This window comes from Shewanella sp. 2_MG-2023 (assembly GCF_030548905.1).
Lineage (GTDB): Bacteria > Pseudomonadota > Gammaproteobacteria > Enterobacterales > Shewanellaceae > Shewanella > Shewanella electrodiphila.
Map to the genome: position 1 here is coordinate 311,520 of NZ_JAUOSO010000003.1, position 26,776 is coordinate 338,295.

Genomic DNA, 26,776 nt, shown 5'->3' on the forward strand with positions numbered 1-26,776 from the left:
GTTCAAAACACTTTATTTGACTTGTCATGCTCTTACGGCCAACTTCATCAATGTCATCAAATCGCGCTACTGACACTGGCTCAGTATCAGTAGCGCTATCGTTATTACTATTTAATAGAAATTACTGGGCATTCCACTCAGATAATAGTGGAATAACATCTGACTCTAATGAGGCTTGTAAGGTTGTTAATGCGGTCACTGCCGTTTCAATACGAGCACGTCCATCTTCATCTAAAATAGCTTGACGAAATGGCATGTTGTTGCTGCCAGAAATCGCCTGGATTTTTAGGATTGAATCATCAATTTCACTTGCTATACGCACTGATAAATCACTGTCTGCAGCGGCAACAAAGTCGATAATGCCTTGCTTGTCAGCACCGCCAATAAACTCACCTTGGTACACATTGCGAACACCTTGAATGTTGTCAGCAAAGTCGGTTAATGAATTCCAAGAGTATTGAGATTCAACTTTTGACGTATCTGCATTGGCAAGTGAGTCACCGAATGGATCGGCAATTTTACCGTTACCCACTTCATCAACAATCCCAATCATGCCGTTAATTAACTCTTCAATAACAGCAAGCTCTGATGAATAAATGGTATTGCTGTCGCTACCAGGTGATTTTAATAAGTCAGCGTATGGTAATGCGTTAGTATCTTGTGGGTTATGAGAAACCTGCCAAGCATCATCAAGTTGCACTGCGTAGTCACGGAAAACTTCTGATAACGCAATCACGTATTCACGTTCAGCTGTAGTTAGCTCACTAATTAACTTAGTGTTGTCATTAACACCGTCACCAAATAACAAGAACTCAATAGTGTGGAAACCTTGAACATCATCATTCCAACTTTTAATTGTTTCAGCGTCAAAACCATTGCTGTTATCCAGCTGAGTTTGAAGATCTGTGGTATTTAAAGGCCAGCTATCTAAATGAGGATCGATACTCAGTGAATCAACAGGACCGAAAATGTGTGATTCCCCCTGTTCCCAAGGTTTACGAGCCGCTTTCCATGCATCTTGTGCAGCCACTAAATCAGCTTGAGACGTTGAATTTAATAGCTTTTGGGTAGCCAGTAACAGTGCATCACCTTGTGCCGCTAAATCAGCATATCCAGCAACAATCACATCATCAGTTAAATTAGTGACCATCTCAGTTGCAGCGAAAGTGAAGCCCGTTTCAGGTACAACAGGATCCGTTGTTCCTGTGTCACTCGAATCTGAGCCAGAACCGCCACATGCTGCCAATGTACCCATTAAAGTTAATGCAATCGCTGTATACTTAAAATTCATGTAAAACTCCATTTAAATCAATAATATTTGCTGACTAACTTCAGCACGTTCATTTCTAAAACTTGTTGACTGAATGCCGTTAAAGCAGTCAGCCTTTACACCTGCATTAAAGCGAGAATTGGTAACCCACACCTAAGGCAAAAAAGTTGGTATCTGGAATACTGGCAACAGCGACTTGCTGTAAACCACCTTCGGCTTTAATGACAATTTCAGGAATTGGGAAATAGTTCACGCCGATACTGCTCCACGTGTTTTCATAACGCTTAGTTGCAGTGCCGCTCTCTACTTCCATTAATGGATTTGAATAATCGATATTGGCAAAGACTGTCATTGGGATATCGAGATAATCATCAAGCTTAAAGCCCGCTTCAACAAAAAATGCTTGAGATTTAGACCCTAACTGAGCGAAGTTTCCAGGACGTAAACCAGGGGTGGTTTTGTTGGCTTGAGTGATCGCATCAGTATCACTTAATGTGCCATACATGTACTGACCACGAAGCACCCATGGGCCTTCAACAAAGGCTGCTGATGCTGTCACAATGCTCAACGTGCCATCAACATTTAGCTTGTTACTCTTGTTGCGGTTGCCTGAGGTATTACCGTAATAATAAGACACACCAATTGCGCTACCGGTTTTGAAATTGCCGTAATCTAATCGACCCGCAAATGCTAAGTCATCTGCGTTTACGTGCTCAAAGCGCGTTTGATGACCAGATGCAACCCAATCATAAGTTCTGAAATATTCAGAGTTAAGGCCACTGACGATCTGTGCTTGATAATGAAAATCAGAGATTTCACCATAAACGCCAATACCGTTTTCATTCCATACAGCAGGGATCATCGCCGCTTCACTTTTATGGCGTAATACTGTGAGATATTGATTAGGTTTATGCAGAGTGCTAGTTAAGCCGATTGGCAAATGGATATTACCGAATTTAACCCCGAAAGCATCACTTGGGCGATAACGTATTTCAGCTTTTTCAACAACGACTTCACCGCCTGCTTCTGTTTCGGTTTCAAACTCACCAAACTCATCAAAGCCATCATATTCGAGCGCAGCCCCTGTTCCGCCGTGCTCATATTCAATTTCAACTTCCATGCTCCATGCATCGTTAAATTGATAACCAAACTCAGTGACTATTCGTTCTAAATCAAAACGATTTCTTCTTTCTGGCGTCGTGTCTTGAACATTATCGAAGTATTCATCACTGGTGAAGTTGGCTGAACCATAAGACTTGAATGAGAATTTACTGTAACGCTCTTCCGCTTGTGACACCGTTTCACTGACTTGTTTAACTGCTACTTGTTGCTCGTGTTGAGCCACTTCAATTTGCTTTTGAGATTCACTCTGAAGAGATTGCTGCTTAGCCAATTCTTGTAATTGTTGCTTAAGTGCCGCAATTTCAGCTTCTTGCTTTGCTATTGCTTTAGCTAAATCATCAGCCGATATTGCTGCATGTGCCACATTTGTTGCACCTAACCCAATTACACTCGCTATAGATACTGCCAACAGCGTTAACTTTTTGCTCATCTCATTCTCCACAATAATTGCGTGCTTTGTTATTACGGCAACACAATACTCCAAATGATAATCATTTGCATTAAAATTTACATTTATTTTTGCAACCTCATTTACAATAGATTTACACTTGGCGTAAAATTGCAAACTGTGTAACCATGCGTTTAATGGATTAAATTCAGGAAAATAGCCTTATGCCAGCCCATTCGAGTAAGAACCCTCAGCAGCTTTTATTGTGGATGACCTTCGTTATGTCGATGGTTTTTGCTGTCTGGCAAGCGCTTCTCAACAATTTTGTTATTGAGAAAGCGGCATTTAGTGGTGCTGAAATAGGAATGCTTCAAAGCTTGCGCGAAGTGCCAGGTTTTTTAGCTTTCACCGCTATTTTCGTTTTATTACTTATTCGTGAACAATCTTTTGCATTAATCTCACTCGCTGTCTTATCCATCGGTATTGCCATCACAGGTTTTTTTCCTTCTGTGCTGGGCTTATATCTCACCACTGTTCTGATGTCGATTGGCTTCCATTACTTTGAAACAATTAACCAATCGCTCACATTACAGTGGGTAGATAAGCAAGATACGGCTGGTTTTTTAGGTAAAGCGTTAGCATGGCGATCAGCTGCTGCACTGATGGGCTACGGTAGTATTTGGCTAGTGATGAGCTGGATGAAGCTCGACTATGTTTGGATGTATGGCATCATTGGCACATTGGGATTAATAGCTGTCTTAATCATGGCCTTCTATTACCCAAGGTTTGAAATCGCTGAGCCGCAGCATAAGAAACTTATCTTTAGAAAACGATACTGGCTTTACTATGCACTGACATTTTTATCCGGTGCCAGAAGACAAATCTTCATGGTATTTGCTGGGTTCATGATGGTGGAAAAATTCGGCTACTCGGTTTCGGAAATTACTGCATTATTCTTAATAAATTACGTTGTTAATCTCTTTTTTGCTCCAGCTATTGGTCGTTTTATTGGACGAATTGGCGAACGAAATGCTCTTGTTATCGAGTATGTCGGGCTTATCATTGTCTTTGCTAGCTACTCCTTTGTAGAGCACGCACAAGTTGCAGCAGCTTTGTATGTTATCGACCACCTACTATTTGCTATGGCTATTGCTATGAAGACGTACTTTCAAAAAATTGCAGACCCTAAAGATATTGCTGCAAGTATGTCAGTCAGTTTCACCATTAATCATATTGCTGCTGTCATCATTCCAGCCTTACTGGGTATTTTATGGTTAAGCTCACCACAATGGGTATTTATGATCGGTGTGTTGTTTGCGTTATGTTCATTGATATTATCGTTAAATATTCCGTCAATGCCTCAACCTGGAAACGAAACAAATTGGGGCAAATCAACTAAAATAAATGATGATACGATATAACCCAGTCAAGTACTTGGGCTAAGAGAGCAATAATGGCAGAGAATCATCCAAAACAAGCTGACAAAACAAATGCAGGCGTTTCTGCACGTAAAAAGGCACTGTTACTTGGCAAAATGCTCGGTTTAGCAAGTGAAGAGGAATACCGTCCATCTCAAGCATCTATCGGTGAACGTTCGCAATTCAGATTACAAAAAAATCAGATTTTGCATCAATTAAATTTAGAAACAATTTTTTCACTCGCGCTCAATTACACCCCTTCAGATGTAACAGGTGAAGACCTTGACCCAGACTGGAGTTATCAATTCTTTCAAATGGCTGAACAAATCAGCTCTCGCAGAATGCAGGATTTGTGGGCAAGGATCCTTGCCAGTGAAATAGTCAAACCAGGTAAGTTTAGTCTCAGAACATTAGCTATTTTAAAGCAGCTCACGCAACGTGAAGCGCAAATACTTGAAAAAGCGCTGGGAATGTCAGTTAAATTAAACACCGAAACCCGTTATAAACTATTGAACGGTTACCGAATTCAAGGTGGGATACAGCAGTATTTTAGAAAGACATCGACTGTAAATGTCGGCCTTTCAAAGTTTGGCCTGCCCTATTCAAGTATTCTCACTTTAATGGATGCTGGGATATTGCATAGCAGTGAATTTGAAACCGGTATTTTAGAAAAAAATGCTGCTATTTTACTTAGCATGACAGACCATCAAATCAAAATATCCCCAAGAAGTAATAACTTATTATTCAGTTACTATCGCTTTACGCCTGTTGGAGATGAGCTGTGTATCTTAGTCCAAGCTAAAGCCGACAATGACTTCACTAAGGCTTTAGCCCAAAGCTTGAAAGTTGATTTTAATGTTACGTGATTTCAGGAAGTGGTATTGAACAGCTGTCTTGCTTGTCGAGGAACAAGTGCTTAATAACGACAAGGGCTAGATAAGAAGTTAAGAGAGAAGAGAAGATAGAGCTAAGAGATAGCAATTAATTTTAAACAATTAACTTAGTGACTATAACATCCTAGATTAGGTGTATAACGACGCTTATTATTAACCAACACAAAGGTTAGAATCACCTAATAAGGGTTTATTTTTAAGATGTTATCTTCTTCATCTTTAGATGGGTTAGCTTGATGTTCGTAAAGGTATGAATATTTTGATTTATGCATAGAGAATAGAAACTGTCTTAGGGTTTCTCTTGATTCATCACTCACCACGATAGTAGCTGCAATAACGCCATTTTCAGATCGTACAATTTGATATTCGATTTCAAAACTGATGTCTTTGGTTAAAATCAACTTAGCACGACGTGATTCAACATCATCCGAAATGTTTGGAGCATAAAGAGTTAAGCCCGTACTAGAAAGCGATAACACTTCAATAGCAAGGTTGGTATCAAAATCAATGATTCTGACATTATCAAGTTCTTTCATTCTCCAACTGCGATCAGCTCCGCGTGTATCAACAACTTCAGGAATGCCAAGTGTAGGCGCAAACTGTCCCAATTCATCCATTGCAATACTTAATGGAAACCAGAGTCTGTAATGACTAATTTCAGCCAATAGGGTTAATTGAGTTTTACCAAGCAACCTCGCTAATGTTGAAGGGATTTCAGTTGTTACAGCAACGGTGTCAGAATGAGTATCATCAGAAGCTTTAACAGCAGAAGGCTTCTTAGCAAATAATTCGCTAAAACAAGCTAATTCTTCTTTTGTTAAATTGGTATTCATTTTCTACTCACTCCACCTGTTAAACTTTGTAACAATCCTAACATGTACAACTTTAGCGCACAAATAATCAGCAAATATATACGTAAAACTATAAAGAAAAGAATGACTTTACTGGTTTAGTAACTGATATGTGTTACTTCTAACTTTATTGAACTGCGCTTATTATATGACCAGTGAAAGATATAAAAGTTGCAGTTAAAATTGACTCATCATTAAATAAGACCGGATTAATTAGATAAATATTGTACGGATTAGCTTTTCTTTTAGATCATCTGCTTTTCCCAACTACAAGCCGCAAGTATAGCAATAGCCACAGCCAGTAGAATATTGTTTTTAAATACAAAAATTTTCTATTCAATAATTCATCACAAGTTAAGTTGCGCGCAATTTAATTTTGGCGTATCGTATTTATCATTGAGTCAATGGATAGTGGGTATCCAATTGAGTCACTCATTATCAATATAGAATTAAATCGATTAGGAGTTTTCAATGGATATCATATACGCAGCAACAGCAACAACTACAGGCGGAAGAGACGGAAAATCAGTATCATCTGATAATAAGCTATCAGTTAATCTTAGTACCCCTAAAGAGCTAGGGGGCGCAGGTGGTGAAGGAACAAATCCAGAACAACTATTTGCAGCAGGTTATTCAGCTTGTTTCATTGGCGCGATGAAATTTGTTGCCGGCCAAGAAAAGAAAATATTGAGCTCAGACCTTTCAGTTGAAGCCACAGTAGGTATTGGGGCTAATACAGCTGGCGTAGGCTTTGCTATTGACGTGGAATTAAAAATCACCCTACCTGGTATGTCTAAAGCCGACGCTGAAGCTCTTGTAGAAAAAGCACATCAAGTTTGCCCTTATTCAAATGCGACACGTGGCAATATCCGTGTTGAGCTTATTGTTCTGTAACAGCTAAATATCACATTTTTAAAGCATTATAAAAACAGCCTATCAAGCAATTGATAGGCTGTTTTATTTGAACCAATAATATATTGTTCCTACTCTACTTTAGACTGATTAAAGCTCATCAATTAAAGTTCTTCGAGTAAATCAGTGGAGAAATCATCAAGGGTGATAGTTAAGTTTAAATCAGCAATTTGTGCCTCAATTCTTCTAATATCACTATCAACAGTTACCATGGTCAAAGTGTTATTATCTAGCTCATACACCTTCTTTTGACTGTGATAGTAGTAAAGTAAAATTGTAATCGCATCAACATCGTTTTCTTTTGCCGCAGCGAGCACTTTCTTCAATTTTCTATAGATGCGATTCTGTAATTGCTTAACTTGCCATACCCAATAAATCTCTTTCATGTAAGGCTTAGTTTTAATCGCATTCATCACTAAACTGCAGCTTACAACAGCAAGTAACACACCGATAAGATTAAGGTGAAAATGCCCTGTTGGTTCACCTCTGACTAACTCATCACTGCCAAAAAATTGAATCAATATTGAGCCGAAAGCTAATGAAAGTATCGTTAGAGAAGCAACTAATGAAATGAGCAACACATTAAGACGCTTACGGTATTGCGGCTTATCGATTGGAATAAATTGCATGAAGTACCTTACTTAAGGATAGTGTTTCTATTTTACACCTATAGAGCCAAACAGCGTGTTGTTTTTACGAATTGAAAGGTATGTTTCGCCCTGAGATAAGTTGACACTTTGGGGTTTACGAGCAATACAACATGACGAACCAAAAGTTTAGGCAGAGTCATTTCTCAATATAAGAATCCTTCTGCCAAACTTGCACAAATGAAGATTAATTAAAGTAGAGGTTCCCAATCACCGAAACCGACACCTGTTGTTAAGCCTTTAATCATTATCTCAACCTCTGATACCTCAACATGTTGGCGACTATTAGGGCTGTAACGATCTTTAAAATAATCTTTTCCTTTTGACGAAAGCTGATAACCCCCTTCAACACGAGAGATACGATCATTATCTAGGTGCGTTTTGAAATTTCCAAGAAACTTATTCAGTGGATATACCTGACCTTCATCCATGTTGGTGACTTTAAGAATCGCAGCCATATAAGTCCATAGTTCCCTGCCGTTCGGAGTCTTCGAGAGCTTGTATAGTTGTGGTGCTGTCATGTTAAAATTCCTTTTCTAAATCAAAGTGACATTATATATTCGGTGAATAAACAAACTACATCTAGATGGGTAAATAAATCAACTTAAACGTTAACAACTGGGTAATTTGCATCGCCCCAAAGTTGATCCGAGCTATCCATCATTATGTTGATAATAATAGGCACGAGCTTTGAAAGAAAAGCGACACCATCTCGTATTTGATCGCGATTAGCAGAACTGTTCCAAGTTGCGCCACCATGGATTAATTGGTTTCTGAGAGTATATAAACGCTGCAGGATGATTGTATTAAGCTGGTCAGTTCTTTTAGTTGAAAGTGCAACGTTTGCACTGGCTTTAGCATTTGAAAAACGTAATACCCACTCTTCTTCTGTAAGTTTTCCGTTTTGAAAATCCCAAAAAGGTTGAAACACATATTGGTTGTCTAACAGCACCCTAATACAAGAAGAAAATTCAGACCAAACAAGTGAGTAAAGGTGATTTCCTTTATCTAGCTCGACAAGCTTTGACATAAACTTGGAAAACGCTTCTGATTCTGTATGCCTTAACACTTCAGTGTCTTGAGCATAAGCGGCATTAAAGGCTATCCATAAAAAAATAAACTGACTATCTTTGTCATCCTGACACTGTTCAGATTTTGCCAGCCAACTCAATGAGCGATGAACTCGTAATGCCAAACCTTCAGGGAAACCATGCCTAATTTCACGTTGCTTCTTTTTCAAGGAATCAAAATCCATTTCGCCGCCTTATTTAAGGTAAATAGACTCAGTGCCATCACCGAATCATCTAATAACCATAAATAACATAACACTATTTTTGGGGTAAGAATTAGATTCAAGTCAATATCTAACTTTTCATGGTTAGTATTTAGCGTTAAGGTTTAATTAGTATCACAACAAGGTAATAAAATTGTCAGAAATTCACCTAAAAACAAAAGCTAGTAAACACTTCAGTTTTGAGCATTTAATTCTGAGTGGTGAAACCTTAGCGAATAATCAGATCGATAATTTACCTAAACAGGCTGATACATGGAAAGCATTAAGCGAACTTGCAACTAAGATACTCGATCCGTTATATGAGCAATTCGGCCCATTGGAATTAACTTACGGGTTTTGCTCACCACAATTAGCAAGGCTTATTGCGAAGAATAAGAATCCACATATTGCCCCATCACTTGACCAGCATTGTTCACATGAAGTAAATCGTAATCAAAAAGTAATATGCAATCGTTTAGGCGCTGCCTGTGACTTCTTTATTCAAGATAAATCAGTTGATATGCAAGTTGTAGCCAAATGGATAAGCCAAAACCTCAAGTTCGATAGAATGTATTACTATGGTAAAAACACCCCTATCCATATTAGTTATGGCCCTGAGATGAATCAGTTTTTACAGCTGATGAAAACACACGATGTAACCAAGCACCGCTCCCCTTCTTTTAAGGGGCGAGATGATAAAGTGATACAGCTTATTGATGAAGTGAGTTACTAATGGATAAGATAATTATCGACTCAGCTGCTGAAAAGATCGAATACACCAACAGTCAAGAAACCATGAAGCTTCTCAAGGTAACGAGTTGCGAGTTGATCCATCTCAGAGTAGCCAATAGATTAAAATCTATAAAACGTGGAAATCGTTATTTCTACCAAGTGAACAGTTTAAAACAGAATCAATAAAACGAATCATGAATATATTGAGATAGGACCTCTAAATGGATGCCACGCTATTTAAGCAACTTGTATCTACAATGCCAATTGGTAAAAAACTGCCTGATGCTCATTACATCCATAAAGATGCCCTATCTGAGCTCCCCTCTGAACTATCCAACTTTATATATGCTGTGGGTAATGCACTTAACATCGAACAAGACCATTGGGATTTAGTCAAACTCAACAAAAATGAATTCAAATTATCCTTACTGTCCTACCCAACCTTTTTCACTGAAGCTTATCCAGCTTTAACTCAAAGTCTCACCATCGATTTAGTAAAGTTATCCCATAGAATCACAAAGTATGAAGAAAGTGATAACCCCCCAATTCTCCATCGTAAAGAAACCATGCTTCCAACTAGACATGAAGCTTATGAGAATTTCGTTCATATCACTCAAGAAGGAGAAAATGCAGGATTGTACGCAAATACTCGGATGATTGGGTTTAAACAATCATGGGAGCGGATTATTGCTCAACATGGATATGAACTTGTCGATGGTCGATTATTTCGCAACTCTGCAGTCATAAAACAAAGTAATACAACCGCAACAAAAATTGACCGCCACAAAACAGCAATAGTGCGCCACGACCTTTCAGCCCCTATGAAACAACTCGCCAAGCAAGGTTGCCTCAATGGCGAATACACTATCTTCGATTACGGCTGTGGTAGAGGCGATGACTTAATCGAGTTAGAGGCTCACGGCCTCGCAGCGTTAGGTTGGGACCCAAACTTTCGCCCCGAAGCAGATAAAGTTAAATCAGACTTAGTTAACATCGGCTTTGTCATTAACGTGATTGAAGACAAAATAGAACGAGATGAAGCGCTACTCGGCGCTTGGGAGCTTACAACAAAATTACTTGTCGTTTCTGCAATGTTAGCCAATGACAAATTTATCAGCCAATTTACACCTTATAAAGATGGCATTATCACTTCAATAAACACCTTTCAAAAGTACTTTGCGCAAGCAGAGCTTAAAGGCTACATCGAACGAACCTTAGACGAAAATGCTATAGCTATCGCTCCTGGTATTTATTATGTCTTCAAAGACAAAATAGAAGAACAACGTTTTCTGTCGAGTCGCTTTAAACGTCATCACTCTTGGAAACAACTAACAGCACCAAAACCTACTAGCGATGAGCAAGCCAGACTCGTGTTCAGTAAACACCATGAGTTACTTAATCAATTTTGGGACACATGTTTAGCCCTTGGTCGCTTACCCGCAAAAGACGAGTTTAACCAAACTGAGCAACTCTGTGAGTATTTAGGCAATCCCAAAAAAGCACTGAAACTCATACTGCAAGTACAAGGATGTGAAGCGCAAACAGAGTTTGAAGCTGCCATAGCCGCACGCAAAGAAGATCTATTAGTGTATTTAGCCTTGAGTCAATTCGAGCAGCACAAGAGCTATAAGCAGTTACCCGAAGAACTAAAGCGAGACATAAAAGTATTTTTTGATACCAACAGAGTGGCCCAAAGCGAATCAAAAATATTGTTATACCGCATCGCAAATACCGAAGATATAGAGCAAGCCTGTATTGCAGCACATAACTCACTCCCTGCCAGTAAGCTAAACCAAGGGCACTCACTAGAGCTGCACAAAAAATTCATCCCTTTGTTGCCTGCACTGTTGCGGGTTTATGTTGGGGCTGCGGTACAACTCTATGGTGAGCTTGATGAGATTGACCTAGTTAAAATCCATATCACTTCAGGCAAGGTTAGTTTTATGGGATATGACAACTTTGACACCAGCCCCCTACCCACCCTACGCGAACGTATAAAAGTGAAAATGTGGCAGCTCGATGTGGATTTTTTTGACTATATAGAGGAAGACAAAAGACCGCCGTTAATCAACAAACATCTGCTTTTAGAACTGACGGATGTTAACTACAAAAAGCAGCTGAGTTTTGATAAACGCCTCCAAAAAGAAGATCTATTTGAAGCCCATTCAAGGCCAACTAACTTGAGTTTTATCACTACAGCTTTAAAAATTAAAGAACTTGAAATAAGAGGCTTTAGATTCTATCAGCTTTAACGACTACTCTATTAATCTTAAGCTCTAAATTTGCCTTTCAACCGTGCAATAGTCCTAATAATCCTCTAGAATAACCTCCTATCCACAACAAACTTAACGTCAATTACAATTTTAACGTGATATTTTCACGTTAAAGAGCTACAATTAATACTATTAATAACGTTAGGGGCGGTTCATGGATAATTCACAAGACGGTTATTGCTTTTCTTTTCCTGCAGTTAGAGGCATTCAGGCCGGAAAACCTTTTTATATTGCCACTTGCCCCTTAAGTACCATTCCTAAAATCTTCGTATTTGATGAGGAAGAAGTACCTCCTGAATTAAGAGCTCAGCGCACACTAAACAAATCTCGCATTCCAGAAATGGTCCGCTACCTAGTAGAAAACCCTAAAGATTATGTTTTTTCAGCTTTAACGGTATCAGTAGCTTCATCTGTCCATTTCGAAGAAAACGATCATTTAAAAACACCTAACCTTGGCACTTTAAAAGTGCCAATGGATGCGCAAATTCTCATTAATGATGGTCAGCACCGTCGCGCAGCAATCGAAGCCGCTATCAAAGAGCAACCTGAAATAGCGCACGATAATATCCCAGTTCTATTTTTTGTAGATGAAGGATTAAAGCGAAGCCAACAGATGTTTGCCGACCTTAATAAATATGCCGTCAAACCTAGCCCATCATTAGCAGCCCTATATGACAGCCGTGACGAAAGTGCTGAACTTGCTAGATATTTAGCTCAAAGCATTAAGCCATTTGAAGGCTTTACTGAAATGGAAAAGTCCAGTATCAGTTCAAAAAGTGGCAAACTATTTACCTTAAGTAGTTTAAAACAAGCCAACCGAGCACTGCTAAGTAAAGGTCCAAAAGACAGCTTTAGCGAAGAAGAAAAACAACTAGCTTCTGATTATTGGCAAGCAGTTTTCGCTGCTACACCTGAATGGCAAATGGTAATTAATAAAGAATTAGCCCCATCTCAATTTAGATTAGATTATGTCCATGCTCATGGTGTTGGCCTGCATGCTTTAGGCTCCTTGGGCAGTGCATTAATTACCGCGCAACCAAATCACTGGAAAGAAACAATTAAACTATTAAAAAATGTCGATTGGCGTAAAGCAAACCCTGTATGGGCTAACCGTAGCATGCTACATGGAAAGCTAAGTAAAGCATCTACCAACATTACACTAACAACGAATGCACTGAAGCAATGTTTATCATTACCTTTGACACCAGATGAACGCGCCTTAGAAAACCAACACATTCCACATAATGAGGCATCAAATGGCTGATTTATTCCAAGCTGATGCGCTAGACGAAGAGCAATTAGAGTATATTCAAAACGAATTTTTTGCAGGCTTCAAGCGATACAAAAATAGCAATACACTTCCAGCTGAACTTGAAAAGTACAGCAGCCTTGATGACTCATTAAAACATCAAGTCAGTATTAACTTGTGCCGTGAATTACAACGTGAACAAAAAAACAATGAAGGCATGTTGTTAAAGCATTTTATCGATGATGTTCAAAATGTTTATACATCAGACAATCGACCATGGGTTATTGGCTACAGTGGTGGCAAAGACTCATCAGCTGTTGTGACGCTTATTTATTTGGCCCTGTTATCGTTAGAAGAATCCAAGCGAACTAAACCTGTATATGTTGTTGCTTCGGACACGCTAGTTGAAACGCCACTGGTAGTAGACCATGTAAATAAATCACTTGATAGTATTGGAAAAAATGCCAAACGCGATGGCCTGCCACTAACCACGCATAAAGTCTTACCAAAGCCACATCAGACATTTTGGTCTTGCTTATTAGGTAAAGGTTACCCTGCACCTACGCAAAGTTTTCGCTGGTGTACCGAGCGTATGAAAATTGATCCTGTAAGTGACTTTATTAAAGATAAAGTCTCACAGCACGATGAAGTCATCGTTATTTTAGGCTCACGTAGTCAAGAAAGTGCCTCCCGTGCTCAGGTTATTGCTAAGCACAAAATCGAGAACACCCGACTTGCCCGCCACACCACATTAGCCAATGCATTTATTTATACTCCTATTGATACATGGAGTATGGACGATGTGTGGAAGCTAATTAGAGCCTGTAGTTTAGAAGTCACCATATCCCCTATGGGGATTGGTAAAAAATGGTCTGATGAATATGACTTAGAGTGGGAAAACCCATGGGGAGGTAAAAACCTTACTTTATGGAACTTATATAAAGATTCATCTGATCAAGGTGAATGCCCTATGGTTATCGACGATAGCACCCCATCGTGTGGAAATTCACGTTTCGGTTGCTGGACATGTACTGTAGTCACCAAAGACCGTGCTATGGAAAGCCTAATTCAAAATGGTGAAGAGTGGATGCAACCATTGCTGACATTCCGTAACAAACTAGCTGAAACGAACGTTCCTGCTAATAAAGATATCTACCGCAACTACAAACGACGAGTAGGAAAAGTCAATTACCAGCGAGTAAAAGACGGTCAAGAGCTATCAGAGGAACGAGCTCATGTTCCTGGACCATACTGGCTTAAATTTCGTAAAGAATGGCTAACAGAGCTATTAGTGCAACAAAGAGAATTCAATAAAGAGGGTTATTCAGTCACTTTAGTTACTGAGCCTGAATTACATGCAATCCGCCAAGAGTGGCTAAATGACCCTAATGAACCAGATTGGGCTGACTCACTGCCAAAGATTTATCGCGAAGTTTTTGGTGTCGACCTTAATTGGGTTATTAACGACAACTCAAGTTTTGGTGAAATTGAAGCACAAATTCTCTTGGACTTAGGTGAGCAATATAACGTAGAGCCTGAAATGGTACAAAAACTCCTCGACCTAGAACTTTCTTTAGAAGGCCTCAGTAGGCGTACCGGTGTCTTTGATAAAATAGCGACACTCTTAAGGCAAGACTGGGGAACACTCGAAGAAATTAAACAGCGACACGCCCAGCTGCAAAGTAAGTCAGATTTTGATATTCATAAAGATCAAATAGATAAATACGAGCAAGAATTACTTGAACTAGAAAAACAAGCCAAGGTGGAATTGTAAAATGATTATTAAAAGCCTTGTGGTTAATAACTATCGTGTTTTCCGCGGTGTTCATGAAATTGATTTAGCGCCTAGAGTCACACGACAACATCAGGCAAGCGCATCACCCATCATATTATTTGGCGGTTTAAATGGTGCTGGTAAAACCTCAATACTATCTGCAGTGCGTGTTGCTTTATACGGGCGAGCTGCATTTGGCCGTGGTATGAATTCAGCTCAGTATCAAGAGCAGCTAGATGCACTTATTCATAATGGTGTAGGTATTACTGCTGATAAAGCTTCAATTCAACTCATCTTTACTCATAGCCAAAATGGTATTGAAAGCGAATACCTGGTCACTAGAGGCTGGAAACGCGGACAAAAAGATAAGTTGGTCTTAGAGCAAGACAACAGCGAACTAAGCAGCATGAGCTACGAGCAATGCCAAAGCTTTTTAAATGAACTTATTCCGCCAGGCATCTCTGATTTATTCTTTTTTGATGGCGAAAAAATTGCTGATTTAGCAGAAGATGAATCGGGTGAAGTACTACAAACAGCAGTGAGACGTTTACTAGGTATTGATGTAGCCGAGCGTCTTCGTAGCGATTTAGCTATCTACCTCAAACGCCATGATGCTGCCGCAATGCCTGACAACATCAAAATGCAAATTGAAAAGCTAGAATCAGAAAGAGTAGCCGCTGAACGTGCTGCTGTTGACCTAACCAACAAAGCAGCTTTGTGCCGCGCAAAGATTGAGTTAATAGCTAAAGATATTGAAAAAACTGAATTAGACCTGTCATCACGAGGTGGGGCTTGGGCCCAAAGTCGCGAGCAAGAAAAAACCAAACAACTTGAACTCGACGCTGAACGTAAAGAGCTCGAAAAGACACTACGAGCAGAGATCGAAGGCCACCTCCCCTTCGCTTTAGCCCCAAATGCTATGCAAGCACTGCTCAATCAGTTGGAAGTCGAAAAAAAAGCAAAACAAGCTGATAGTTTTAACTCTGAGCTAAAAGGCTTTTTAACCGAATTAGAGCAGAAGTTATCATTCTCGCTATCTAATTCCTTTGTGGCATTAGAAACAATCAAAGAGTGTTTAAACGAACGAGAGTCGCAACAAATTAAGACTGATATCCAGCTTGATTTAGCCGATAGAGAATACGATCAAATCAAAGCACAGATTAACAACCAAGCGCCTTCTTCATATAAACGCTTCGATGAAGCACGCAAACGCTTGACCATAGTTGAAGAGCAGCTTGATTCTATCTCTATTAATATCGCCCGTGCACCAGACCAAGACCAACTTGAAGAACAACTCGACGTCCTAAAAGCGCTAAACAGCCAACGTACTACTGCGATTGTTGAACACCGTGATACAACTGAAGCGGCTAAAAAGAAATACCGTGAGGCTATAGACTTTGCCCGCAAGGTTCAAAAACTGCATGACAAACATAAAGTAGCTACCACAGCTGAAGCTTCTGTTACTAACGCACAAAATACCCATGCCTTATTAGCTGACTTTAGTGAACAGTTGACTGCAGTTAGAGTCAAACAGCTTGAAGCAGAGTTCATCAAAAGTTACCAAAAGCTTGCTCGTAAAGAAGATTTACAGATGTCGGCCAGAATCAATACCAATACCTTCGATGTCGAGTTAATCGATGAAAATAAACAAGTCGTCAACCGAAAAGGCTTATCTGCGGGTGAAAAGCAAATCTATGCAATCTCAATTCTTGAAGCATTGGGGAAAACATCAGGTAAAAAACTGCCAATCATTATCGATACGCCACTTGGCCGACTCGACTCAAAGCATAGAGATAAACTGATCGAACACTACTTCCCAGAAGCTAGTCATCAGGTGATAATTTTATCTACGGACACCGAAATTGATGAGGCATATTTTGGAAGCAATTACCTTAAAGGTGATATTTCCCATGCATTCGAAATTCAGTTTGATGGCACAACTAAGTCATCAAGCTTAAAAGAAGGTTACTTCTGGGAACAACATTCTATGAATAGTAAAGCGCATAAAGATACAGTCGTAGGAGCTAACTAATGCTACCAAATCGCATGAACTTAACTCGCTCTACTGAAGAGCAGTTAAAAAAATTAAAGCAATATACCGGCATTACACCAAACGTATCTGCGCGTATCGCTTTTTTTCGCTCAATCGAGTCAGACTTCAGGTATCGTGGCCAAGAAGCCAAACTTGATGGCGCATTGGTGTTAGATAAATTTACTTGGTTAGGTGAGACTAATGAAGTAACTGAATTGATGCTAAAAATGTGCTATCCAGAGCTGAATTCAAAGGCATATCAACAAGCCTGGGCAGCTCATGTTGAAGATGGGATAGCTTCCCTAAGAAACTATAAAAAGTTGCTCGACATTAGTACAGTTCTCTAAATACAATTATTATCAAATAAGAGCAGCAATAAATTATTGCTGCTCTTAATGCTTTTCACCCGAATATATAAATGGTAGATAAAGTAACTCAACTAAGCAAATACTAAATTAAAACTCAAACTCTGATATAAGCTCGTCTATTAAATTACAATCATATTGAGTAATAGTAGTTTCTTCATGCAAACCTTTAGCTACTGAAATCACTTTAATTTCGAAGAATTCGGTCAAAGCGGGTTGTAAAGCTTTAGGGAAATAAACTTTTACAATTAGCTGAGATAATATATCTATGGCTGACTTATTGTTAATTAACTTGTTATAAATTGGCTCTATAAATCCACCTTCGGCCTTTGTTTCACAAAGCTGTTTTTTAGAAGCGTCACCGCTAGAAGTAAGCTTAATACTGCCCTGAAGCTTTACTTCCCACAAGCTATCATTTTTTAATCGCCAGAAGGGGTAATGAGGGTTCTGAATTTTATTTCCCGAACCAAATAACTGAAGTAATGAACCAAGTTGCTCACAAATATCATATTCAAAGTTAAATAGTCTACGATGATTATATTTATACTGATTAAGTACATATAAAATCAATAAGGGTTTATGTAGTGCAACTTTTTTACCAGACTTCCAACGTTTAATACCTGAAAACCTATCTTCTAAACTCAACATTACAGAATCATTCATTTACAAACTACCTTTTCGCTTGTATTTTTAAGTTTTTAAATCGTAAAAAAAATCTGACAACATTCTCCCCCAATTAGCACGGATATCTTTCATATCTCTGCGTACTCGATCCATTGATTCACCCTCACAGCGCGCCCAAGAAGATAATAACAACTTTAGTAGTTCACGGTGTTCGTCAGGAAGCTTTATATAAAACTGATAAAACTCATGATCTTCGTTAATCGTAACTAAGGTTACTCCAGCTTTAACTGCAACATCGAAAAAAGCACGACTATCTAACTTAGCTTCCAAAAACTTTAATTTTTGGTTATTTTCAATCGTCTCTGTTGCCTTTTTGTTAGCTTCCGGCTTTGGGATATTTATAGTAAACTCAAACTCTTTTGCTAGTTCAGAGATTTGATCAACTTTGCTCGATTTTTCTCCAACTTCTTCTAGCTTAGTTTTATAACCTTCAGCAACTCTAGAAGCAATAACAGAATCAGATACTTGCTCAGCATATGAAGTTTTAGTTTGTGCATTAACACAACCTACTAAACGCTTATCATTAGGAGTTTCTTTTCGTAAGTATTTAATATTTCTTTTTATCTGAGAAACAATTTCATACATATACCAGCGATATGGGTCCTCCTGCTTGAACACTTTTATAAACTCTACTTCGTTATCTTCATAACCATTTAAATGAGCTTCTTTTTTAAGATCTATATCTTCAAAGTTAACGGCAGCTTGCTTATTATTCGTCACACCAAAAAATTCGTCTAATGCTGGCTCAAAAGCAACTTCTACTCCCCACCACCGTTCTTGAGGTTTCCCATTAGTCAATACATTAGCCAGCTCTAATTCACGCTTTGACCGTACAATTGATATCCCTGTATTATTAGCACAATGCTTCCCCCAGTCTGTACCACCCACTTCAGTCTTAATACCCGGTAATGAACGAATACTGCTGTGGCACTCTTTATTTACATAAGAATATGTAATTGTAACAATAGATTTTTTGCCATTACCTAACTCTACTTCTATTTCCTGAGGTTTTTCAAACATCTTAAAAAAGGATGTACTTTCGTAAGGTGAAGGTAGCTTCTTAAGTGATGTATCCTTTAGTAAGTACAGTGGATCATTTACTTTGAACACTTCTTCAATCGTGATGGCTAATGATATTTGTTGAATGTAAGACTTGAATAGTATTTGGCATTTTCCTTCATTAATAAAATGTCTATACATTCTACCTACTAATAATTCTGAATGCGTGTATATAGATTTACTTGTTTTCCACGTGACTCTGTCTAGCTTTGACCAAACAATTAAAGTCCCTGATTCTGAAAGTCTATCTTTACTTGCTTCTAACCATTTTGTAGGAATAGGCTCTTCTACAGGTGTCGGCACTGACTCTATATCACCAGACTCTATCAAATCCACATCTAAATATGTTTTGTAAGACTTTCCATTTTTCCAACTCCATACATCAACTCTTCTACATTGAGAAATAGATGCGTTAGGAAGCCCCATGCCAAATTTACCAATACCATTAGGATCATCACGATGACTAGAGCCACCAAACTGTAATGATTCTTGTAAAACTTTAGGACTCATGCCAATACCATCATCCAAAATGGCAATTTCTTCTAATTGCTGAAGCTTACGTTTTGTATTAACGGTATAACCATCAATACAAATAAGCTGTACCGTTTTAGCTTTGGCTTGAATGCTATTATCAATGAGCTCTGCAATTGCATGTGCGGCTGACTTATAACCATTATCGCGCATTGATTTAATTGCAAGAGAAGCGGGAATGATGCTGTGAGACATTTATATCTTCCTGTTCAATGAGTTGCTACCTTACTCACAACTAATATCAATATTGACGCTGCTGTTATTTAAACCAGCAATCTTCATCAATATTGATCCTTTGTGTTTTAGTTTGTTTTAATGTGCAAATAGAGGTGACTACCAATCTTTAAACATATCTTCTGTATTTGTTTCATCTAACTCTGAAATAATTGCCTCTAAGGAAACTAAAGCAGTTGCAGGGTCTAACACTGACCTAATGTAGGAAAGGCCACCATTTGCATATTCTTCAAAAATTAATACCGCTTCTTTAAATTTATTCTTAGTCATCATTGAGATGTCACCTGTTTCGGCTAAGGCCAGAGAATATATAAAAGGTATATCTGTATTATCATCAAAAACTCTAAGCATTATAGGCTCGCTGCTCTCTAAAAATGACAGGCGTTGTTGCTTTTTAAATCCTAAAGAAGCTGCAAATACTAATGCATTCTTGTTTGATGCAAATATTTTTTCTTTTTTGAAAATGTCTAATAAATCATCATGTTCTTTCGGGCGCCGAATGCGTACATCGTCTAAGCGCTTAGCTTCAATACTCATGATGTCTCCTCCAATGTAGAGAACTCGAAACCATCACTTGAATAGCGTAGGTATTCGTTATTTTCGATGCTTTGTGCTACATCTGTTGTTGCGTGATGAATTAAACGATATGAATTTCCGACACGATCAGCACAAGCGCTTTTAACATTTCCATTCCATTGTGAATTTGAAACAAAAATGATAACTTGATCAGCTAAGTTTGAAACTCGTTCAGCAACTTTAAATCGGTAATCGTCATCTAAGGCTCCGAAAGGTGAGTCCATCACAAGAGGATATAATCCCCCTTTAAAAAACTTTCCACCTTGTTCATGCTTCTCTTTTGCTAACGAAATAATACTTGAAATAAATGATAAACTTGTTACTTGTTTTTCGCCTGTTGATTGCTCTTTTGCTTCGATGTCTCCATGTTTAGATTGTTTCTCAATCTTCAATTGAAAATCTTCATCGATATAAGCTCTTACATTTTTTCTTATGATTTGACTAAATGTTTCATCTACTCTGTCGGATAAGTTGTTTCTTACTTGATCGGTAAAGAAATCATTTAACTCATTAAAGACATTAGCTACATTATTTGACGCTGTAATACGTTTTACAACCAATGAGTGTTCTTTTTGTTTCTTTTCTAGTTTTTCTAATGCTTTTGTCTCACTAGTTGCTTTACTTACTAATTCTGGAATCTCTTTTTCTAAGGTACGGATATCAAAATCCATATCTTTTAGTTCTCTCACTAATGTATCAAGGCGCTCTTCAAGTTGATTGACTTCACTGTTTTTTATAGCTCCAATTTTGAGTCCTATATCAGATATTATATCTTCATTTTTTTTCTTGTTTTTTCTGTTTTCATTTTGCTCAGCAGTTAATTCTTGTAGCTTTCTATTATATTTATCTAAATTACCAGACTGATTTTTAATCAGAAATGAAACACTAGAATACACTTCATCAAGTTCATCGTTACCTGCGGTTTCCTTTGCTTTCTGAAGTGCACTTAAAACTTCTCCTTGGCCATGTACTGCTCGGCCACAGATACAGTTATCCTGTTCAATTAAATCATCAATAAAAGGGGCTCTTACCTTATATGGTAAAAGCCCCTTTTTACGATTTAGATCAACTAGTGCTTCACACTTATTAACTAGGTCTTGCGACAAAACTACCGCTCTATTTTCATCAATTAGCTCTTTACGCTGTCGTTCGTTTGAAGCCATATCAGCTAATATACTTTCATTTAAATCATTTAATGACGAACGCTCTTTTTGTAAATATTTCGACTCTTTATAATTTCCCAGCTTATTATTAACATCTTCTTTTCGTTTTGATTTTTCTCTATATTCAAATTTTAACTCTGTTAACTTATTTTTTGAATTATCTATATTGTCATTTAATCTAGCAACTTTTTCAGATAATGCCTGATATGTTTCATCTGAGGATTTAGCATTTATTTTACGAAAGCTTTCCGATGCTTTTTTAAGATGTCGTTCTGCTCGCTCAATTTGCTTTAGGCCCATTAACCGTTTGATAGCTTCTTTTATTTGACCACTTTCATTTACGCCTGCTAATTTTTCAATTCGTTCACCATTAAAGAAAAAATATGGGTGTAAACCTTCAGGAAGCACTTTGTTAATTTCAGAGTCAGGGGTGTCGGTAGTGATTGTTTCGCCAGACTCCAAAGTCTTTTGGATTTGAAATTTAATTGCTTTTAAATCTTCAACTTTATTATTTGGTAGCTTTCTGAATAGTGCTGTTCTGCGCACATCATAGTTGCACCCATCTTGCTCAAATATAACAGTGATTTTTAATTCTATTTCTTGGCCTGTAGTTGCATTTTGTATTGCAGCTTCATTTAAAATATTTTCAGTACCTGTATCGAAGTCAGTTTTTCCATAAAAACACCATTTAAACGCATTTAACAATGACGTTTTACCACTACCATTAGCGCCATGAATAACTGTTACATTCTTGGTTGGAGAGCAAGAAAAATTTAACGTTGTTTCTTTCCAAAACTGTCTGAAGTTTTTAATCGTGATCGTTTTAATTTTCATTACGAATCTCTTTTTCAATTAATTTAACAACATTTTCAATTACTTCTTTTTCTTTTGAACGATTTTCCTTTAAGTCTTTGATATACAGATTTGTTTGTTCCAGTGTCATTACATGTTGTAATATCTGCTGCTCTTCTTTACTCAACTGATTAATAATTTCTTTCTGACTTTTCATTACAATTCCACTCCGTGTAGGTCTGCAAGGTTTAATAGAAGGGACTCATTCTCATCTTTGTTTTCTGCAAGTGAATTGTATTCAAGTCCTCTGCGTATCTCTTTTTCAATAAGCGCTGGATTGACATCTCCAGCAGGTGGAGTAACAATAAAATCATATATAGCTGCTTCATCTTTTCCTGGTGAACGCCTTAATACACGTCCACGCCTCTGAATAAACTCTCTTGGATTGGAAGTTGATGAAATAACGAATGCTTGCTTAGTCGCGGGAACATCCACTCCTTCATCTAAGCATTTAATTGCAACAATGGCATTTAGTTCACACCTAGCAAACTGATCTAATATGGTTTTTCTATCGTCAAGACTTTCCGATGCAGTGAACTTTCGAGTCTTAACACTTAGTTCATGACCTAACATTCCAACTATTTTTTCAATTTGACGACTACCTTCGTCATCAGTATGAGAGCCACAATAAACTAAGGTATGTTGCAACTGATTATTCTTTTTAAGTTTTTCGAGTTCATTACGTAAGATAACCAATTTATTAGATGCTCCACCTAACAGCTCCTCCATCTCATTATCAGCGTCAAACTGACTTTGCTCGTCATTTAGTAATTTTGTAGAGATAGCTTTATAATCTTGGTATTCGTCGTAGTTAAATTCGCAAATAGAGGGATAATATTTATATTTAACTAAAAAGCCGGCATTTATTGCATCTTTTAGAGAGAATTCAAATACTGCATCACCAAAATAATCAAATAATGCTTCTGTACCATCTTCATCGTTATGTCTAAGGGGAGTGGCTGTCAACCCTAGGCGATAGTCGGCATTCTTTGGGAGCGCATCTAAATATGTAGGAGATCCTAAGTTATGAGCTTCATCCGCTACAATCATAATAGGTACTTTTATACTTTGTAAGACCCGCTGGAAGTTGTCACTAGCCAGTGTTGCATTAGTTACCATTGCTTTGACAACACCTGACTTTTGTATTAGTTGATGTGATAATTTAGCATTAAGGGGCTCTCTCCAGTTCAAGCTATTTTCGTAACACTTGATAGCTTCAAAGCCAAATTCAGCGGCTTCTTCGTGCCATTGGTCTAAAAGGTGCTTTAGAGGCAAAACAAATACAATGAATAATGGCTGATTCGCATTTTTAACACGAGTAATTAATTTGTCTACCGTGGCTAATGCTGTAATAGTTTTCCCCGAACCAGTAGCCATAACGTACATACCATGACCTTTATTCGCTCCCCAATTTTTAATCGCTTCTTCTTGATAGGGCCGTAAGCTTATATTATTAGTTTTACTGTGCTTAGGATAAGTTTTATTATTTTCATCTGAAAAGTTATCAATACCTGTTAATAGTTTTTTGGAGGGGGTAAAAACCTTATAAAAAGAGTCATCTCCAGCCCACATAGTATTAAACCTTTCTTGAATAGAAAAGATACGTTGACTCTCTCGAGCTGTTTCATCTGTGTAAACATCAATATATTCCCAATTGCTTTTAGCATTTCCTGTTAAATTAAATGAGCCATTAAATGCAATCAGGTTGTTTTCTTCATCAATAGCAACACCCATTTTCGCATGAAACAGGTTACTTCCCCCACTTAATGGGTAAGATATTTTGAAGTCTAAAACACCTGCTATGATCAAGTTACTCAAAAGAGTACGGCTATCAATGTCCATCAGAGCTAACTCATCTAAAACAATATCTTCCATATCATTTTGCATTTGCTCAATCGACTTTCGCTCAAAGCCTTGATTCATAGCTTCAGCATCTTTCATGTTAAGATTCGGAGAAATAATCCAACGACTCCTTCCTCCATTTAATGCAAATTGATGAATTCCTTTTTTAACATCACTTAGCCAATTGGATGAAAAGTACCCCACCCCGACGTCAAATTTTCGCGCACAAGATAGCACTGGGGAGAAAAAATCATTATTGGGATCTTGATAACCGGTGGTTAAATTCAAAGGTACATTAAGATTATTAAAATTCATTAGAAATTCTCAAGCTCTTCAATAAATTCATTGAGTGTATCATCTGGTTCAAAATTGAACTCTTGACAGCGATCAGCTTTCCTAGCTTGTAACTGCACACCAGAGCTTTTAGCAAGTTTTTTTAAATCCCTTGATACTGAATTAGTTGGCATGTCACATAACCTATACATATCAGCTACCAGTAACCTCTCGCTTTTAACGATAGACATATCTGCAATGACAATACTCATGGCAATACTTAAAACTTGTCTTTTAGAGTTATCAGATAACTTTTCCAAATGACCTAATAAAACATCTTTCGTCGTTTTTAATTGCAAATAGTAAATAGCCCGAATAAAAATATAATATTTTTCCGTTTCACTTAACATTGAAAGGCTATAAATATTTTGTCTAATAACTGCTATTTCTGAAAAATCTACAAGTCCATCTACCTTTGCAATTGCAGCAGAAAACTTTGCGACTAGTAATCCATACTTTATATCTTTTGAATTTTTATTTACATTTGCGATTGTTTTATACAAAACTATATCGATATCAAAAATTGAATGTTCAACATTAGCAACAGAACCATTCACAATTTTTGGGTAACAATCAATGCTGTTAGAATCTAGAATTTCTTTAAAACTTAGTAAGCCAGACTCAGTACGTACATCGATATTTTTCAGTTCTTCAATATCAAACCAACTACCCAGAAAGTAGCCCTTATCTTCGATATCCAGTAAAACATCCGAAATGAACATAAAACCTCACTAAAAACACCCAAAAAATCAGCAAAAAAAAACAATTACCTTAGAAGGCAATATAAACTAACAAAAGCTAATTTAACTTAATTCCTAAAATAGATAAACGCTTATTCAAAGTAAAGAAAAAGGGGTTACCTCCTACCCAGATTGCGATCGCGAACGCTTTTTATTCAAAAAGATATATTTATTCAAACATTAAACATTAAACATTAAACATTAAACATTAAACATTAAACATTAAAAATAGCGATTTTCGAAACACTTCATTACTTTGGAAGACACGCGAAAGCTTTTAAAGGTGAGTTACCCACTGTTTGAAGTCCAATTCGTGATCATATGTGCCGTTATCATAAAACTGTAGTGACACTATAGAAAAACGTACAAGATGAGTCTTTAGTACAGAGTTAAAACTTGAATCTACATAATTGGTGCTAGATCAAAAGTACTCAACTGTTGAAGCCGCTCAAGCCATGAATGTAGGTAAATTGACCATGGAGAAAAGGGTTAGACAGTTGAGAGAAGAGTGTCAAGGTACGAAGCCTAAAACATCACCTATCACTCAGGAACAAATTGAAATTCGTGACTTGAAAAAGCAATTAGCTCCCCTTCTGGTGCAAAATGAAATATTAAAAAAAGCCACAACTATGTAGATGTTGGACTCACTGAACAATTCTTAGTAATAGAGAAACTCAAGCAGAACTACAGCATAAAAACATTATGCGCAGTGTTCGAAATACATAGTAGTAGCTACAAGTATTGGAGAAAGATGCCAACAATCATTAAGTCTGAGCGCGTTAAGCTTCACAGCCTAGTAAGTGAAGTACATACTGCAAGTATTGGTTCGACATGAGCTAGAAAGATTGTTGATATGATTAACAAGCAAAAATCTCACTAAGCCGTTATCTAGCCACTAAGTTAATGAAAGGACATGGAATAGTTAGCTGCCAAGTACCTAAACACAAAAACCGAAATGCGGCACTTGAACATATTGCAATCCCTAATCACTTAGGCCGACAATTCACCGTCACAGCTCCGAATAAGGTTTGGGTTGGTGATGTCACTTAAGTATGGGCTGGTAACCGCTGGATGTATTTGGCTGTTGTGATTGATTTATTTGCACGTAAAGTCATAGGGTGGGCAATGTCGTTATAGCCAGATAGTAGTTTAACTGGCAAAGCACTTTCAATGGCCCATGAAGGTCATGGTAAACCTAAAGATGTCATGTTCCATAGCGTTCAAGGAATCACTATACAAGCAGGAAGTATCGGCAACTATTAGGTGATACCTGCTAAAACAAAGTTTGTCTCAACGTGGTAATTGTTGGGATAATAGCCCTATGGAACGCTTTTTTAGAAGTCTTAAGGCTGAATGGATACCGACAACTGAGTATCGTAATTTTACTAAAGCGCAGAATGAAATTACACGATACATAATTGGATATTATTGTCAGCTTAGCCCGCATCAATATAACGACAGACTGGCACCAAATGAATCAGAACGATTGTTATGGTTAAACTCTAAGGCTGTGGCTAATATTTATTGACTACTACAAACCAAAGTAGAGTATTAAGTGTTAGG

Annotated in this window: 22 protein-coding genes and 1 pseudogene; 10 read left to right on the forward strand and 13 right to left on the reverse strand. The window is 37.7% G+C overall.

The features are described from left to right. Positions 1-121: 121 nt before the first annotated feature. Positions 122-1,291, reverse strand: a complete 1,170-nt coding sequence (locus Q4600_RS05240) for an imelysin family protein (protein ID WP_303513416.1) — start codon at positions 1,289-1,291, stop codon at positions 122-124. 106 nt (positions 1,292-1,397) lie between these two features. Next, positions 1,398-2,822, reverse strand: coding sequence for a TMF family protein (locus Q4600_RS05245; protein WP_102528944.1), 1,425 nt, complete (start codon positions 2,820-2,822; stop codon positions 1,398-1,400). Positions 2,823-3,004: 182 nt separating this feature from the next. On the opposite strand from Q4600_RS05245, the gene Q4600_RS05250 reads away from it, so the two are divergent. Next, on the forward strand, positions 3,005-4,201 hold the full coding sequence (locus Q4600_RS05250) for an MFS transporter (protein ID WP_303513420.1): 1,197 nt from the start codon (positions 3,005-3,007) through the stop codon (positions 4,199-4,201). 32 nt (positions 4,202-4,233) lie between these two features. Next, positions 4,234-5,064 (forward strand): TIGR03899 family protein, encoded by an 831-nt coding sequence (locus Q4600_RS05255; protein WP_303513423.1) that lies wholly within the window; start codon positions 4,234-4,236, stop codon positions 5,062-5,064. A gap of 206 nt (positions 5,065-5,270) precedes the next feature. Here Q4600_RS05255 and Q4600_RS05260 read toward each other — a convergent pair whose 3' ends face one another. Next, positions 5,271-5,924, reverse strand: coding sequence for a hypothetical protein (locus Q4600_RS05260; RefSeq protein WP_303513425.1), 654 nt, complete (start codon positions 5,922-5,924; stop codon positions 5,271-5,273). Positions 5,925-6,413: 489 nt separating this feature from the next. Here Q4600_RS05260 and Q4600_RS05265 point away from each other — a divergent pair, with 489 nt between their 5' ends. After that, positions 6,414-6,836 carry an organic hydroperoxide resistance protein gene (locus tag Q4600_RS05265; RefSeq protein WP_229369469.1) on the forward strand — a complete coding sequence of 141 codons (423 nt, stop codon included), beginning with the start codon at positions 6,414-6,416 and terminating at the stop codon, positions 6,834-6,836. 122 nt (positions 6,837-6,958) lie between these two features. On the opposite strand, the gene Q4600_RS05270 is transcribed toward Q4600_RS05265, so the two are convergent. From Q4600_RS05270 to Q4600_RS05280, 3 genes are all read right to left on the reverse strand, one after another. Beyond that, entirely contained in the window at positions 6,959-7,483 is a 525-nt protein-coding gene (locus Q4600_RS05270) for a DUF3087 domain-containing protein (RefSeq protein ID WP_102528949.1), read from the reverse strand. A gap of 209 nt (positions 7,484-7,692) precedes the next feature. Then, the gene (locus Q4600_RS05275; protein WP_303513437.1) at positions 7,693-7,959 is read right to left on the reverse strand and encodes a hypothetical protein; all 267 of its coding nucleotides are present in this window, start codon (positions 7,957-7,959) and stop codon (positions 7,693-7,695) included. A gap of 146 nt (positions 7,960-8,105) precedes the next feature. Next, complete coding sequence (locus Q4600_RS05280; protein ID WP_303513440.1) at positions 8,106-8,756, reverse strand: HEPN domain-containing protein; 651 nt, start codon at positions 8,754-8,756, stop codon at positions 8,106-8,108. Between the two features lie 172 nt (positions 8,757-8,928). On the opposite strand from Q4600_RS05280, the gene Q4600_RS05285 reads away from it, so the two are divergent. The 6 genes from Q4600_RS05285 to dndE all read left to right on the forward strand — a co-directional run bounded on the left by Q4600_RS05285 (position 8,929) and on the right by dndE (position 17,181). Continuing rightward, positions 8,929-9,507 (forward strand): hypothetical protein, encoded by a 579-nt coding sequence (locus tag Q4600_RS05285; RefSeq protein ID WP_303513442.1) that lies wholly within the window; start codon positions 8,929-8,931, stop codon positions 9,505-9,507. 220 nt (positions 9,508-9,727) lie between these two features. Continuing rightward, positions 9,728-11,758, forward strand: coding sequence for a DNA phosphorothioation-associated putative methyltransferase (locus Q4600_RS05290; protein ID WP_303513445.1), 2,031 nt, complete (start codon positions 9,728-9,730; stop codon positions 11,756-11,758). A 175-nt stretch (positions 11,759-11,933) separates the two neighbouring features. After that, the gene (gene dndB, locus Q4600_RS05295; protein ID WP_303513448.1) at positions 11,934-13,043 is read left to right on the forward strand and encodes a DNA sulfur modification protein DndB; all 1,110 of its coding nucleotides are present in this window, start codon (positions 11,934-11,936) and stop codon (positions 13,041-13,043) included. Beyond that, positions 13,036-14,802, forward strand: a complete 1,767-nt coding sequence (locus Q4600_RS05300; protein ID WP_303513451.1) for a DNA phosphorothioation system sulfurtransferase DndC — start codon at positions 13,036-13,038, stop codon at positions 14,800-14,802. Before dndB ends, Q4600_RS05300 begins: the two co-directional genes overlap by 8 nt. A 1-nt stretch (position 14,803) precedes the next feature. Further along, positions 14,804-16,834 carry a DNA sulfur modification protein DndD gene (gene dndD / locus Q4600_RS05305; RefSeq protein ID WP_303513453.1) on the forward strand — a complete coding sequence of 677 codons (2,031 nt, stop codon included), beginning with the start codon at positions 14,804-14,806 and terminating at the stop codon, positions 16,832-16,834. After that, positions 16,834-17,181 (forward strand): DNA sulfur modification protein DndE, encoded by a 348-nt coding sequence (dndE, locus tag Q4600_RS05310; RefSeq protein WP_303513455.1) that lies wholly within the window; start codon positions 16,834-16,836, stop codon positions 17,179-17,181. The genes dndD and dndE overlap by 1 nt, the downstream gene beginning before the upstream one ends. 108 nt (positions 17,182-17,289) lie before the next feature. Here dndE and Q4600_RS05315 read toward each other — a convergent pair whose 3' ends face one another. The 7 genes from Q4600_RS05315 to Q4600_RS05345 all read right to left on the reverse strand — a co-directional run bounded on the left by Q4600_RS05315 (position 17,290) and on the right by Q4600_RS05345 (position 25,195). Next, positions 17,290-17,862 carry a hypothetical protein gene (locus tag Q4600_RS05315; protein ID WP_303513458.1) on the reverse strand — a complete coding sequence of 191 codons (573 nt, stop codon included), beginning with the start codon at positions 17,860-17,862 and terminating at the stop codon, positions 17,290-17,292. A 27-nt stretch (positions 17,863-17,889) separates the two neighbouring features. Continuing rightward, positions 17,890-19,668, reverse strand: coding sequence for an ATP-binding protein (locus Q4600_RS05320; RefSeq protein WP_303513461.1), 1,779 nt, complete (start codon positions 19,666-19,668; stop codon positions 17,890-17,892). A gap of 138 nt (positions 19,669-19,806) precedes the next feature. Continuing rightward, positions 19,807-20,244, reverse strand: coding sequence for a DNA phosphorothioation-associated protein 4 (locus Q4600_RS05325; protein WP_303513464.1), 438 nt, complete (start codon positions 20,242-20,244; stop codon positions 19,807-19,809). Continuing rightward, a complete protein-coding gene (locus Q4600_RS05330) occupies positions 20,241-22,280 on the reverse strand; it encodes an AAA family ATPase (protein WP_303513467.1) in 2,040 nt (679 codons plus the stop codon). The genes Q4600_RS05325 and Q4600_RS05330 overlap by 4 nt, the downstream gene beginning before the upstream one ends. After that, complete coding sequence (locus Q4600_RS05335; protein ID WP_303513469.1) at positions 22,270-22,455, reverse strand: hypothetical protein; 186 nt, start codon at positions 22,453-22,455, stop codon at positions 22,270-22,272. The genes Q4600_RS05330 and Q4600_RS05335 overlap by 11 nt, the downstream gene beginning before the upstream one ends. After that, complete coding sequence (locus Q4600_RS05340) at positions 22,455-24,455, reverse strand: DEAD/DEAH box helicase family protein (RefSeq protein WP_303513471.1); 2,001 nt, start codon at positions 24,453-24,455, stop codon at positions 22,455-22,457. Before Q4600_RS05340 ends, Q4600_RS05335 begins: the two co-directional genes overlap by 1 nt. After that, positions 24,455-25,195 carry a hypothetical protein gene (locus tag Q4600_RS05345; RefSeq protein ID WP_303513473.1) on the reverse strand — a complete coding sequence of 247 codons (741 nt, stop codon included), beginning with the start codon at positions 25,193-25,195 and terminating at the stop codon, positions 24,455-24,457. Before Q4600_RS05345 ends, Q4600_RS05340 begins: the two co-directional genes overlap by 1 nt. A 428-nt stretch (positions 25,196-25,623) precedes the next feature. Here Q4600_RS05345 and Q4600_RS05350 point away from each other — a divergent pair. Then, a pseudogene (locus tag Q4600_RS05350) lies at positions 25,624-26,741 on the forward strand (IS3 family transposase). Positions 26,742-26,776 lie beyond the last annotated feature (35 nt).

Bases quoted from the DNA above. Each gene is read 5' to 3' on its own strand.
- Q4600_RS05240 (WP_303513416.1), bottom strand. From the start codon at position 1,291: ATGAATTTTAAGTATACAGCGATTGCATTAACTTTAATGGGTACATTG.
- Q4600_RS05245 (WP_102528944.1), bottom strand. From the start codon at position 2,822: ATGAGCAAAAAGTTAACGCTGTTGGCAGTATCTATAGCGAGTGTAATT.
- Q4600_RS05250 (WP_303513420.1), top strand. From the start codon at position 3,005: ATGCCAGCCCATTCGAGTAAGAACCCTCAGCAGCTTTTATTGTGGATG.
- Q4600_RS05255 (WP_303513423.1), top strand. From the start codon at position 4,234: ATGGCAGAGAATCATCCAAAACAAGCTGACAAAACAAATGCAGGCGTT.
- Q4600_RS05260 (WP_303513425.1), bottom strand. From the start codon at position 5,924: ATGAATACCAATTTAACAAAAGAAGAATTAGCTTGTTTTAGCGAATTA.
- Q4600_RS05265 (WP_229369469.1), top strand. From the start codon at position 6,414: ATGGATATCATATACGCAGCAACAGCAACAACTACAGGCGGAAGAGAC.
- Q4600_RS05270 (WP_102528949.1), bottom strand. From the start codon at position 7,483: ATGCAATTTATTCCAATCGATAAGCCGCAATACCGTAAGCGTCTTAAT.
- Q4600_RS05275 (WP_303513437.1), bottom strand. From the start codon at position 7,959: ATGGCTGCGATTCTTAAAGTCACCAACATGGATGAAGGTCAGGTATAT.
- Q4600_RS05280 (WP_303513440.1), bottom strand. From the start codon at position 8,756: ATGGATTTTGATTCCTTGAAAAAGAAGCAACGTGAAATTAGGCATGGT.
- Q4600_RS05290 (WP_303513445.1), top strand. From the start codon at position 9,728: ATGGATGCCACGCTATTTAAGCAACTTGTATCTACAATGCCAATTGGT.
- dndB (WP_303513448.1), top strand. From the start codon at position 11,934: ATGGATAATTCACAAGACGGTTATTGCTTTTCTTTTCCTGCAGTTAGA.
- Q4600_RS05300 (WP_303513451.1), top strand. From the start codon at position 13,036: ATGGCTGATTTATTCCAAGCTGATGCGCTAGACGAAGAGCAATTAGAG.
- dndD (WP_303513453.1), top strand. From the start codon at position 14,804: ATGATTATTAAAAGCCTTGTGGTTAATAACTATCGTGTTTTCCGCGGT.
- dndE (WP_303513455.1), top strand. From the start codon at position 16,834: ATGCTACCAAATCGCATGAACTTAACTCGCTCTACTGAAGAGCAGTTA.
- Q4600_RS05315 (WP_303513458.1), bottom strand. From the start codon at position 17,862: ATGAATGATTCTGTAATGTTGAGTTTAGAAGATAGGTTTTCAGGTATT.
- Q4600_RS05320 (WP_303513461.1), bottom strand. From the start codon at position 19,668: ATGTCTCACAGCATCATTCCCGCTTCTCTTGCAATTAAATCAATGCGC.
- Q4600_RS05325 (WP_303513464.1), bottom strand. From the start codon at position 20,244: ATGAGTATTGAAGCTAAGCGCTTAGACGATGTACGCATTCGGCGCCCG.
- Q4600_RS05330 (WP_303513467.1), bottom strand. From the start codon at position 22,280: ATGAAAATTAAAACGATCACGATTAAAAACTTCAGACAGTTTTGGAAA.
- Q4600_RS05335 (WP_303513469.1), bottom strand. From the start codon at position 22,455: ATGAAAAGTCAGAAAGAAATTATTAATCAGTTGAGTAAAGAAGAGCAG.
- Q4600_RS05340 (WP_303513471.1), bottom strand. From the start codon at position 24,455: ATGAATTTTAATAATCTTAATGTACCTTTGAATTTAACCACCGGTTAT.
- Q4600_RS05345 (WP_303513473.1), bottom strand. From the start codon at position 25,195: ATGTTCATTTCGGATGTTTTACTGGATATCGAAGATAAGGGCTACTTT.